Here is an 11,397-nt window from a genome sequence, read left to right on the forward strand (position 1 = left end):
GCCCCTACCGCGCGAGCGGTTTAGTCCGTCGGCCATAAAGAGACACTCGCCCCGGAGGTAACCGGGTCACTCGACAGTCCGCTTCCAACCCGCAAAGGAACACTCGATCGCTGCCCTCATCCGTCGAGTGGCGTCGATGATGGTTTGCCGCTTCGTCGCGTACCGGTGTTTGAAGTTGCGGGTGGGTGTCGCCACACTACCCGTAGAGAACGCCAAGACGCCGAAAGTGGTGAAGCTAAAGCGAGTTGCTTCTGCGACGACGCTAACACTGGGCCTCCCTGCGATCTGCGGCAGTAGTTGCGAAAGGCGCTCCCCACTCTCGGTTCCCCGACCAATCTCACTTTGCGAGGTGCTGCGCGACGAAAAGCGCTGCACGGTCGAGCGCATAGTCGGCTTCATCGAGCGTGCCGGTAAATACCTGGAAGACGTGCGGCACATCGGCGGTGATGTCCAAGATCACGTCGACTCCGGCGTCGCGGGCACGTGCCGCAAGACGCACCGAGTCGTCGAGCAGAAGCTCGTTCGTGCCAACCTGGAGCAAGAGGGGTGGAAAGCCGCACAGGTCTGCATGCACGGCGGGCGCAAGCAATGGGTGATCTGGGTTTTGGCCCGCGAGATACATGGCGCCGGTGTGTCCCATGCCTCCCAGTGTGAAGAATGGATCGACGCCTTCCTTTGTGATCATCGTCGCTCCAGATCGGGTATGGTCCAGACCTGGAGAAAACGCGATGAGTGCGGCAGGTAGCGGTAATCCGGCGTCGCGCGCACTCAGGCTGGTCGTCACGGTCAGCCCGCCTCCGGCTGAGTCGCCAGCGAATACCACGGAGGCCGGATCGACACCATCGTCAAGCAAGCTCCGGTAAGCGGCGAGGCAATCCTCAATTCCTGCGGGAAAGGGATGCTCGGGCGCAAGCCGGTAGTCAAAGGAGATGGCCCGCACGGAAGTACGACGGACGAGTTCGGCGGTGAGGCACATTGCGGTCTGTGGCGAGCCAAGCGAGAACGAACCACCATGAAAATAGAGAATCGTCCCCGCACGGGCCGCGGATTTGGGCTCGACAAGGACGGCGGGGCGGCCGGCAAGCTCTATGGGAACCTGAGTCACCTCGTCAGAAACCGGGAACGTGCCCATCATTCTGGAAAAGTCCTCACGCATTTGCTCAACAGGTAGCGGCTTGAACCCCTGTGGTGCCTTCCGCAACATCGCATCGATTGCGCGGCGCTGTTCTCTACTCATTGAGTGTCCTCGATCGCTAGTTAAGGGTACGTTCACGCATCCCTATGCATTCGCCAGGGCACTGAACCGTTGCCGACCACGTTCAGCTATCCGTCCACAGCGTGGGCGCGGGAGTTTCGCAGTACGGTTCGACGTCTTCTTCCGGAATCATCCCGTCGACCGTACCCGCCATGGCGATCTCAAGGAAGCACATGTCTTTACTGTAGTCGAAAAGGTAGTGCGTAATGCCTGGCGGCATGTTAACGAAATCGCCGGTCTCGACGAAAGTTTGCTTGCCTTCGTACATGAAACGAGCCCAGCCGCTCACCATGTAGATGGCGTGGAACCCAAGCTTGTGGCGATGCCAGCCCGTGCCGTGTTCCGGCGCCTCGTTGGCACGGACAAGATGGATGTCAAGACGATTCCCTGTTGCGTCCCGGATGCCGGGATCGGCGTAGCGGAAGAAATCGCGTAGGCCGGCCTGTGTCCACACGAGGTTGCGTCCTTTGGCGTGGTGGAACCTGTTTACCGGGCCGGAACCGTTGAGGCCAAGCGAGTACTCGGTGGAGCGGGCTGAAAGGGCCTCGCTCTCTTCGTTAGTAAAAGTCGTTGGTAGGGTGTCAGGGTGATGCATCAGAAGCTCCTATTTCCATGCGACGCCGCCGGTCACATTCGACAGGTGGATTTGTTTCCGGCCGCGCTACCGTTTTAGAGATTTGATCTACGAATCCACGGCGCCTGCGGACCGCAACGCTTCCGCAACAATCCGTATGTTCCCCGGCGTCCGCGAGAACTTGGTGGGTATACCAATACCCCGAAGCCGCCCTTCGGTCGGATGGTCGTACTCATAGACCATGCCGATCGCATTCAGATGCCTGTCATCGATCAGGTCGTCGAATTTCGCAATCTCCGAATGCGGAATGTCCGCCGCCTCCAGCAATCTGAGCCATTCCGCCGTCGTACGCGTTGCGACTATTCCTGCCAGCGCCTCGTACAGCGCGTCGATGTTCTCGCTTCGATTAGTGGCGTCCGAGAAATTCGGGTCGCGGGCGAGATCAGCCCGCCCGGCAATCGTGAAGAACCGTTGCCATTGAGCCGTTGTGTAGGGGAGAAGAGCGAGATAGCCATCAATTGTCCGGTATGGGCGCCGATGCGGTGACATAACACGCGCGTAGCCGGAATCGCCTAACGGTGGGATAAACGTTCGACCCGCCAGCTGCTCGACCGCAATGAATGAGACGAGCGTTTCGAACATCGGCACCTCTATCGCCTGTCCTGCCCCGGAGCGTTCCCGCTCGTAAAGCGCCATCGGAATCGCGTAGGCAATCGTGAGCCCTGCGACCTTGTCCGCAAGTATCGTATTCACATATTGAGGAGTGTCATTGTTGCTGGCACCCTGGAACGCAGCCATTCCGCATTGAGCCTGAATGATGTCGTCGAATGCGGGCCGGCCCGCGTAAGGGCCCGCTTCTGAATATCCGTAGGCTCCGCAATAAATCAGTCGCGGGTTCGACTGCTGGAGTGATAGATAATCAAGGCCGAGTCGTTGCAAGGACTTGGGACGCACATTCGAAACGAAAACATCGGCTGCGCGGATCAATTCTTTGAGGGCGGCTAAATCTTTTGCCACCTTAAGATCAAGCATGATTACGCGTTTGTTTCTATTCAGGTTCAGAAACGCAGCACCCATCGCGGGATGACGCGCAGGCGCCGTATGGCGAAACACGTCTCCCTCAGGCGATTCGACCTTGATGACCGAGGCACCCATATCGCCGAGAATTTGCGTCGCGTACGGACCCATCCCAACCGACGTGATATCCAGCACGCGGATTCCTGCAAGCGGCCCCGTCGCCCGCGAGCCGTCTTCGTCAAACATCGCCGTTATATCCTTCCGTTGGTTCGTAGCTTTCATATGTTGCCTTCCTTCATTGACTCGCGGGTATCCGTGCAGCGGATAGCAAATTAGATCGGGAATATTCCGAGCAATACGCACGCGACGGTCATCACGACAGTTGCAGCGAATAAAAACGGTATGGCGAACTTCTGGTGTTCCGATAGCTCAATGCCCGCGAGTCCAACCAGCAGAAACGTCGCAGGCGTCAGCGGACTGACGGGAAAACCGGTCGTCATCTGCCCAAGCAACGCGGCCTGAGCGACCTGGATTGGCGGAACACTTAACTGTTGGGCTGCCCCAGCGATGACCGGCAAGATCCCGAAGTAAAACGAATCCGGATCGAAGATCAGGCTTAGCGGCATCGATATGAGGCCCACGGCAAATGGAATGTGGCCCGCATGTCCGGCAGGAATGAAATGAACCGCGGCATTTGCCATTGCCTTTAGCATGCCCGTACCGGTAATGATTCCAGTGAAAGCGCCCGCGGCAAGCAGCACGCTCGCCATCATCAGCGCCGCTCTCGCGTGTGCGTCGATGCGGCGCCGCTGTTCTTCGGCGTCCGGATAGTTCAGGAACAGCGCAATCACGGTTCCAATCATGAACATAACGACGGGTTCAACTTTGCCGCTGATCATTACTGCCATGAGGGAAACGGTAAGCAGCAGGTTCGGCCAGAAAAGAGCCGGCCGGCGTAGTCTGCGTTCCTGTTCGGACAGTTCGCGCCGTGGCATCTCGAAGCCCGTTCCGTCAAATACGAGACCCAGACGGCGCTCTTCCTTTTTTCCAAGAAGATAGGCCGTCGTGAACACGAAGATCAGCCCGATGCCTTGAACCGCCAGAATGGGACGGAAGATCGTGGTTGCGGGTATGTGCAAAGCCACAGAAGCGCGGATCATGACACCCGTCCAGGGCAGAAAGTTGACACCCGCCGCCATGGCGGCCACGCAGGTTAGCAGCCGCTTGTCCATTTTCATGCGTTCGAACACAGGAAGCATCGCGGGAATCGTAATGAGGAAGCACACCGCTCCAGAACCGTCGAGATGGATCAACAGAGCAAGCAGCGCTGTGCCCATCAGAATGCGCGTGGGCCGACCCCGCATCACCAACAGGATGCGCGTAATAATCGGATCGAGCATGCCGGCGTCGGTGACAATCCCGAAGAACACAATGGCAAAAATGAACATGCCGACTACCGAGGAGACACTCTCGATACCTTTCACGACGAAGGTTGCCGTTCGGAGACCAAACCCGCTAAGGAGTGCGGCAGCGATTGGCACGGTAATCAACGCGGCAAGTGGCGACATTCGCTTCGTCAGAATCAGTATAAATAGCGTCAGTACAGCTAACAGTCCGGTAATCGCGAGCATTATGTCTCCTTCAAACGCTGTTTTATCGAGCGGTCGGCGGCGAGGCCGACGTCGCTTCAAGGTGGTATCAGCGGCTCCATCTGGCTGTGTCGGGGGGGTTGCGAAGCACTTCGGCAGTATCAGGCGCTTGCCGGACGGACAACACGCTCCGGATTTTCTTCGTAGGGCGGCGAGTAGATCACAAGAATTTTTGCGGGCTTATCACTGACGACCGTAATCACATGCATCGAGTCTGCGGGGAAATAGCAGCAGTCGCCCGGCCCGAGTTCCGACTGTTCGCCATTGACCTCGGCTATAGCCCGGCCTTCGAGTACATAGCAAACCTGCTCAATGCCTGGGTGCGCATGCGGCAACGCACCTTTGCCGTTTTCGATAGTTCCGTGCAACACTTCAAGCTGGTTGGAGCCAACGGTTTCGGGGCCAATGAGGCGCCGGTTCAATGTGCCGACGTGATTCGCGGGGTGATATCCGCGTACCTCGTCCAGTCGAACAAAATATCGCTTGTCTGCCATCGTGATACTCCTTGCTGGTCTTTCGCCTTTAGTCGCGATGTCGTCGAGTTCAGGTCGGGGGAAGGTGTTACTCGCCGGCTTTAGTGTCAACTGCGGAAGTCGCAGTCAGGAGGCGCGTTGCGAGTTTGAGATGAGGGCGATCCAGCATACGACCGTCGAGCGTAGCGACGCCATCGCCAGATCCGAACGCTGCCATCACCCGAGTGGCCCACGCCCGCTCTTCTGCTGACGGCGAAAACGCTTCGTTAATGACGCCAACCTGCGCCGGATGAATTGCCGCTTTCGCAGCGAATCCATCGCGCCGCGCAATGTCCGATTCCAAGCGCAACGCTTCGGCGTTATGGATCTCCGCAGGTATCGTGTCTATCGCGATGACGCCCGCGTGAGAGGCGGCGAACAGACACATCGAACGGGCAAGATCGAACACCGGTGTCCATTGCCCGTTCAAATGTGCGGTTCTGGCGCCCACATCGGCGGACAGATCCTCTGCGCCCCACATCAAGCCGTATAAGCGTGACGACGCATCCTTGTAGGTGTTCAGGCTGAACACAGACGTTGCCGTTTCGGTGGCGATGGCAATGATATTGGTCGCGAACGAGTCACCCGGGTACGCTTTTTCGAAGGCATCCAGATACAGGCCAAGCATTCGAACGTCGCACCCGCCACGGCTTTTGGGAAGCACATAGCCATCGGGACGAAACGGCATCGTGGCGGCAAGATCATCTAGCGTCAGGCCGGTTGTCAGATCGTTGAGTCGAATAAAGACGCGCTTTTCGATTGCGTTTCGGTTCTCGGCAAGAAACTCTGCAAGACAACGTCTCGCGTCGGCTTTTCTCTCCGGCGCGACCGCGTCCTCAAGATCGAAGATGACTGCATCCGCTGAACTGGTGAGCGACTTCTCCAGCTTACGCCGGCTGTCGGCGGGAACGAACAGGAACGAGCGAATCACGACGACCGCCGAAGCATCATGGCCGTGCGGTTGCATCTACACACTATCTCGCCAGTCTGGTTTGTAGCGACGTGTTCAAACTCGACGAGGCCGGCGTTAGGACGCGACTGGCTTGCCCGGACGGCGACTACGGTCGTGCGCGCACGAACCGTGTCTCCCTGGAAAACGGGCTTTGGAAACGTAACCTCGCGCAAGCCGAGGTTTGCTAGTGTCGTGCCCAAAGTTGTGTCGTTCACGGTAATACCGACGAGCAATCCCAGCGTGAACAGGCTGTTGACCAGTGGTTTGCCGAACTCTGTCTTCGACGCGAACTCGGCGTCTATATGCAGAGGTTGCACGTTCAAGGTCAGACAGCTGAATAGCATATTGTCCATCTCGGTGATGGTTCTGGACCATCCATGTTCGAACGTTTTTCCTACTTCGAACTCTTCGAAAAAAAGGCCGGCCATCTCATCTCCTACCGCGTCGGTGAGTGTTCAGAGACGGCCGCGCCGGGCAATTGGGCGTCTCACTGCCAGATAGAGTGGACGCAATCGTGAAACACGTCCAATATATAAGCTCGGAAGTTTGATATGTAAAACGTCTCACCATGATTTCAGCTCGCTTGCTTGCCCAGTTTGTCGCGGTCGCGGAAGAACTGCACTTCGGAAAGGCTGCGCTTAGGCTCCACATGGCTCAGCCGCCGCTCAGTCAGGCAATCAGGAATCTGGAGGAGATTGTCGGTGTGGCTCTCCTGAGCCGAAACAAGCATTTTGTCGCGCTTACGCCGGCGGGGGCAGCGTTTCTCCAAGAGGCTCGAGAGCTGCTGGTGCGCGGACAGAAGGCGATCGACGTCGCTCGCCGGGCGAGTCAAGGTTTGACTGGTACCATCACCGTGGGCTTCGTGGGGTCTGTGAGTTACGCGCTTTTGCCCCGAATCCTGCTGAATTTTCGGACGGTTTTCCCGTCGATCCACATCGATCTGAGAGAGCTGACATCGACCGAACAGATTGAAAATCTTCGCGCACACAGGATCGATCTGGGCATTGTCCGGCTACCGCTCAACAACGCGGCTGACATGGAGTTGAGGACGATCGCGACAGAGCGTCTGATTGCGGTTCTGCCGCAGGATCATCGTCTTGCTGGCGCAAGTACCTTGCGGCTCCGAGACCTGGCTGACGACGCATTTATGATCTTCCCAGGTGACAAGATACCGAGTCTGCACGCGAAGATTCTCCTCGCCTGTGAAAAGGCCGGATTCAGTCCTCGCATTGTTCTGGAGGCCTGGCAAATGGCAAGCATGGTCAGTCTCGTGGCAGCGAGGATGGGTGTCGCGTTATTGCCGGCGCAAGTGAGCGGCAGTCCTCATCCGGGGGTTGTGTACAAAGAACTATCCGATCAGTCCGAGCACCTTGAGCTCAAAGTCGCCGCGGCCTGGCGACCGGGTGTAGTCTCCGGTCCAGTGCGCTCGATGCTGTCCATTTTGACGCACGAGGGGGAAGGCACTCAGGCGGGTCGCCCTTGAGTTGGGCAGCGGGCAAGACTCTTTCATAGGTTCGCCGGTTGCAGACGAGCGAATTCGAAACGAATATGTCCATGACTTATCGTTGCCGGAACCAAGGCGTTACCTGATAGCCTGCAGAAGGCAATGGACGCATCGAATCCACCGCACGAGTGGCTGAAGTAGCCCGGAACGGGTGCTTGCGCTGGCGCATATACAACGTCCAACCCATCCGTGAGCATGCTGAACGAGCGACCCAGTGCATTAGCAAAGGCTGCCGGCCGCGGTCAACAGCGGCGGCGGTCGGATGCGCGCCAGTGGTCTATAGCTCGGCATCGGCGCGTTCTTCAGAGCATCATGCCGCCTGAGACCTCGATACGTTGGCCTGTAACCCAACCGTTGCCCTCTGCCAGCAAAGCGGCGGCAGCGGCGCCAACATCATCGGGCAGACCGGCACGTCCCAGTGCGGTCATGCTCGCGACGAGGCGGTTCACCTCTGGGTTGTCTCGGACCATTCCACCGCTGAAATCCGTCTCAATCGCCCCCGGGGCAAGGACGTTGGCGGTGATGCGTCGCCCGGCGAACTCGCGCGCTTGATAGCGCGTCAGCACTTCTACAGCACCTTTGGCGGCCGCATAGACGCCGGATCCGGGCAAACTGAAGCGCGCTAAGCCACTGGAGATGTTGAGGATGCGGCCGCCGTCGTTCAGCAGGGGAGCAAGCGCAGACGTGAGGAACACGACGGCCTTGAAGTGCACTCCGATGACCTCGTCGAACTGCGCCTCGGTCACCTCCATCAGCGGAGCGTGCAGACTGACCCCCGCATTGTTGATCAGAACGTCAAACCGAGATTGACCCCATTGCTCGAGAAGCTCGCGTAGTCGGTCGGCGAAGGCCGGAAACTTGTGGCAGTGACCGACATCTAGCTGCAAAGCGCTCGCACGCCGACCGAGCGCTTCCACGTCTGCGACGACAGCCTTAGCCGCTGCGACGTCGCTCCGGTAGGTAATGACGATATCCGATCCCGCGTGTGCAAGGTGCAGCGCCATGCTGCGTCCGAGGCCACGGCCTCCCCCTGTGATAACCGCGATACGTTGTTCCATGAACGGCTCCTTGTGCAAAGAGCCCTTAGTCTATTGTTCCGTCGTAGGCCGATAAACTGCCGATCTCTGTATGCACCTATCAGAATCCACGAAGAATCATTGCCATGACTAATATAGAGACCATCAGAATCTTCCTGAAGGTTGCCGAGCTGCAAAGCTTTAGCGGTGCTGCGCGGCAGCTTGGCCTGCCCAACGCGACAGTGTCTGCTGCGGTCAGTCAGCTAGAACAGTCGCTGGGCACTCGTTTGCTGCAGCGGACGACGCGTCGCGTTCAGTTGACGCAGGAAGGATCGGCGTTCTACGAGCGCAGCCGCGACGTACTCGACGATTTCGACGAGTTGCGCGCCATGTTCCGCGGCAGTGGGGGCGTATCAGGACGCCTGCGCGTCGATATGTCTGTCGGGATTGCGACTAAGCTTGTTGTGCCCAGACTTGCCGATTTCATGGAACGACATCCACACCTGTCGATCGACCTTAGCACCGCCGACCGCCGCGTCGATGTAGTCCGCGAGGGTTTTGATTGTGTGCTTAGGTCTGGCGCGCTGGACGACTCCAGCCTCGTGGCGCGGCTTTTGGGGCACTACCGCATGGTGAACTGCGCAAGCCGCGACTATCTTCACCGGCATGGGACGCCGCAAGGGCTGAACGATCTGGCCGGACATCGGGTGGTGCATTACGACCCGTTGCTGAGTGGAAGCACGCCAGGCTGGGAGTGGTTCGACGGCGTGGATACGCAGTTCGCGCCCGTGCAGGCGGCGCTGACTGTCAACGGCACGATCAGCTACGCGTCGGCTTGCCGCGCCGGGCTCGGCATCATTCAGGTTCCTGAGGCGGGCGTGCGCGACCATCTTGCGGCCGGCGTGTTGATTGAGGTTTTGCCCGAGTTCCGACCCGCGCCAATGCCGGTGTACTTCGTCTATCCGTCGCGACGGTTCGTCCCCGCACGGACGCTCGCGTTTATGGACTGGCTGCGTACGTTGCTATCGCCTTATATGGATCCAACTGCCCCATACGAGCGAAACGTCTAACGGTCGGCCGCACTTCAACGTGATAGTTTCAGTCATAGGCGCAAGTGACGCAGAGTCGTTCGTGCAGTCCGCGCGCCGTTGGCGTTTCGGCCATCTCTAATTTATGCCAGAGGTCGGGTTAGCCGGCATCATAGCTGTCGCGATTGACGACCACGAACATCCCGGCTGCAGAAACTGCGGTACCAAGGCCCATCGGCCATGATAGTGGCTCGCGAAACATGGCCCATGCCCAAATTAGGGTGACCGGTGGACTAAGAAACAACACGCTCGTAACGCGTGCAGACGAGGACCGCTGCAGACACAACCAGTAAAGGCCGTATCCGCCCAGTGTCGCGAGGAGGGCGGTCCAAGCCACACTCACCAAGAACTCGCTGGAAACAATCGGTGTAATCCGACCCTGCGACGCTTGCAACATGATAAAGATCGGTGCTGACACTAAGCTCTGCAACCAAAGCGTGGCAAGCGGGCTAAGGGCGCTGCGGCTGGAGGAACGTTGCTGCCAGACCGTGCCCGTCGCCAGCGACAACATACCTGCGACTGGCAGTCCGTAGGCCCACACGGGCGCACTGCCGATCGCAAGGGCAGCGTGGCCGACGATCAGCGTCCCGGCAACACCGAGCGCGATTCCGCCCCACACACTAGCCGGCCTAGGCTGGTGCAGGGCGCAGGTCGAGATCAGCACCACGCCGACAGGCAGTAAATCCGCGATGAGGGCAGCGAGACCCGCCGGGACACCCAACTGGATCCCACCCGCGACGCCCGCAAGGTAGCCCGCCATGGCAAGCGCGCCAATGCATGATTGCTGCATCAACACCAGGCGCGCCGCTTGACGGATCTCCTTGGCCACGAAGGGCAGCAGGCCAACGGAAACCGCGATGAGCCGCCACAACGTAACGAGATAGACCGAGGCATAGTCGGCGGAGAAGCCGCGCCAACAACTGTCGTTCGGACGAATTGTGGCGAGAAGGCCCGAACGTGCCGCTCGTGGCGGCAAAGACGGGCTCGCCGATAGAAAAACGAAATGGTTGTAGACGACTGGTCTACTCTCAGATAAAGTTCAGTCATGGCTACCGCAAACACATATGAACCCAGCGACGTTCGCGAGAACATCATCGCCGTTGGGCAACGCATCATCGGCGCGAAAGGCTTCTCGGCGGTCGGGCTAAACGAGGTTCTGTCCGCCGCCGGTGTACCGAAGGGCTCGTTCTACCATTACTTCGGTTCCAAAGATGCCTTCGGCGTGGCCCTGCTGGAAAGCTATTTTGAAGAGTATCTGGCCGACCTCGACAACACGCTCGCCGCGCCGAATCTCACGATGGCGCAGCGTCTGATGAACTACTGGCAGGTCTGGCAACAGACGCAGTCCTTCTCGGACTGTCAGGGCAAGTGTCTTGCGGTCAAGCTGGGGGCTGAAGTCGCGGATATGTCCGAGGCAATGCGTGCCACGCTCAACCGCGGCACCTCCGGCATCATCGCGCGGCTGGCGGGCGCGATCAGAGCGGGGGTAGACGAGGGATCGTTAAGCGTGAGTGAAGACCCGTCAGCGGTGGCGCAGAGTCTGTATGAGCTGTGGCTGGGTGCGAGCGTGATGGTCAAAATAGTTCGCAATCTGCAACCCTTCGAGAACGCGTTGTCAACCACGCGACAACTGCTGCACCTGAATTCGTAACGCAAAGGCGGTACAAGCGGCACTTCTTAAGAAGTGCCTTTTTCAGCGGCATGAAGTAGACGACTGGTCTACTATACCCGTTCACACTCTCAGGGAGCAAGACATGAAGGTATTAATGGTTTTGACCTCGCACGATCAACTCGGCAATACGGGCCGCAAGACCGGCTTCTGGCTGGAAG

General features: G+C 58.7%; 12 protein-coding genes and 1 pseudogene. 4 read left to right on the plus strand and 9 right to left on the minus strand.

The features are described 5' to 3' along the window. Positions 1–337: 337 nt before the first annotated feature. The 7 genes from BG57_RS29780 to BG57_RS29810 form a co-directional block, all read right to left on the minus strand. Entirely contained in the window at positions 338–1,237 is a 900-nt protein-coding gene (locus BG57_RS29780; RefSeq protein ID WP_035970716.1) for an alpha/beta hydrolase, read from the minus strand. A gap of 82 nt (positions 1,238–1,319) precedes the next feature. Next, the gene (locus tag BG57_RS29785) at positions 1,320–1,850 is read right to left on the minus strand and encodes a cupin domain-containing protein (RefSeq protein ID WP_081851037.1); all 531 of its coding nucleotides are present in this window, start codon (positions 1,848–1,850) and stop codon (positions 1,320–1,322) included. 87 nt (positions 1,851–1,937) lie between these two features. Next, the gene (locus tag BG57_RS29790; RefSeq protein ID WP_035970738.1) at positions 1,938–3,092 is read right to left on the minus strand and encodes a CaiB/BaiF CoA transferase family protein; all 1,155 of its coding nucleotides are present in this window, start codon (positions 3,090–3,092) and stop codon (positions 1,938–1,940) included. 86 nt (positions 3,093–3,178) lie between these two features. Further along, positions 3,179–4,477: a CitMHS family transporter gene (locus tag BG57_RS29795; RefSeq protein WP_035970720.1), complete on the minus strand. Its 1,299-nt coding sequence runs from the start codon at positions 4,475–4,477 to the stop codon at positions 3,179–3,181. Positions 4,478–4,596: 119 nt separating this feature from the next. Next, the gene (locus BG57_RS32120) at positions 4,597–4,989 is read right to left on the minus strand and encodes a cupin domain-containing protein (RefSeq protein ID WP_075583249.1); all 393 of its coding nucleotides are present in this window, start codon (positions 4,987–4,989) and stop codon (positions 4,597–4,599) included. Positions 4,990–5,056: 67 nt separating this feature from the next. Further along, positions 5,057–5,938, minus strand: coding sequence for an HpcH/HpaI aldolase/citrate lyase family protein (locus BG57_RS29805; protein ID WP_229754129.1), 882 nt, complete (start codon positions 5,936–5,938; stop codon positions 5,057–5,059). Further along, the gene (locus BG57_RS29810) at positions 5,935–6,387 is read right to left on the minus strand and encodes a MaoC family dehydratase (protein WP_035970725.1); all 453 of its coding nucleotides are present in this window, start codon (positions 6,385–6,387) and stop codon (positions 5,935–5,937) included. The genes BG57_RS29805 and BG57_RS29810 overlap by 4 nt, the downstream gene beginning before the upstream one ends. Positions 6,388–6,527: 140 nt before the next feature. Here BG57_RS29810 and BG57_RS29815 point away from each other — a divergent pair, with 140 nt between their 5' ends. After that, on the plus strand, positions 6,528–7,442 hold the full coding sequence (locus tag BG57_RS29815; RefSeq protein ID WP_035970727.1) for a LysR family transcriptional regulator: 915 nt from the start codon (positions 6,528–6,530) through the stop codon (positions 7,440–7,442). Between the two features lie 323 nt (positions 7,443–7,765). Here the strand turns inward: BG57_RS29815 and BG57_RS29820 are convergent, their stop codons facing one another. Next, positions 7,766–8,521 (minus strand): SDR family NAD(P)-dependent oxidoreductase, encoded by a 756-nt coding sequence (locus tag BG57_RS29820; protein WP_035970729.1) that lies wholly within the window; start codon positions 8,519–8,521, stop codon positions 7,766–7,768. 104 nt (positions 8,522–8,625) lie between these two features. On the opposite strand from BG57_RS29820, the gene BG57_RS29825 reads away from it, so the two are divergent. Beyond that, positions 8,626–9,549, plus strand: a complete 924-nt coding sequence (locus tag BG57_RS29825) for a LysR family transcriptional regulator (RefSeq protein ID WP_035970731.1) — start codon at positions 8,626–8,628, stop codon at positions 9,547–9,549. Between the two features lie 118 nt (positions 9,550–9,667). On the opposite strand, the gene BG57_RS29830 is transcribed toward BG57_RS29825, so the two are convergent. Further along, on the minus strand, positions 9,668–10,543 hold the full coding sequence (locus tag BG57_RS29830; protein ID WP_081851038.1) for a DMT family transporter: 876 nt from the start codon (positions 10,541–10,543) through the stop codon (positions 9,668–9,670). Between the two features lie 69 nt (positions 10,544–10,612). Between BG57_RS29830 and BG57_RS29835 the strand changes: the two genes are divergently transcribed. Beyond that, positions 10,613–11,218 carry a TetR/AcrR family transcriptional regulator gene (locus BG57_RS29835; RefSeq protein ID WP_035970733.1) on the plus strand — a complete coding sequence of 202 codons (606 nt, stop codon included), beginning with the start codon at positions 10,613–10,615 and terminating at the stop codon, positions 11,216–11,218. Between the two features lie 103 nt (positions 11,219–11,321). Next, positions 11,322–11,397, plus strand: a pseudogene (locus BG57_RS34025) (type 1 glutamine amidotransferase domain-containing protein); the annotation flags it as partial.

It is taken from the genome of Caballeronia grimmiae, from assembly GCF_000698555.1.
Taxonomy (GTDB): domain Bacteria; phylum Pseudomonadota; class Gammaproteobacteria; order Burkholderiales; family Burkholderiaceae; genus Caballeronia; species Caballeronia grimmiae.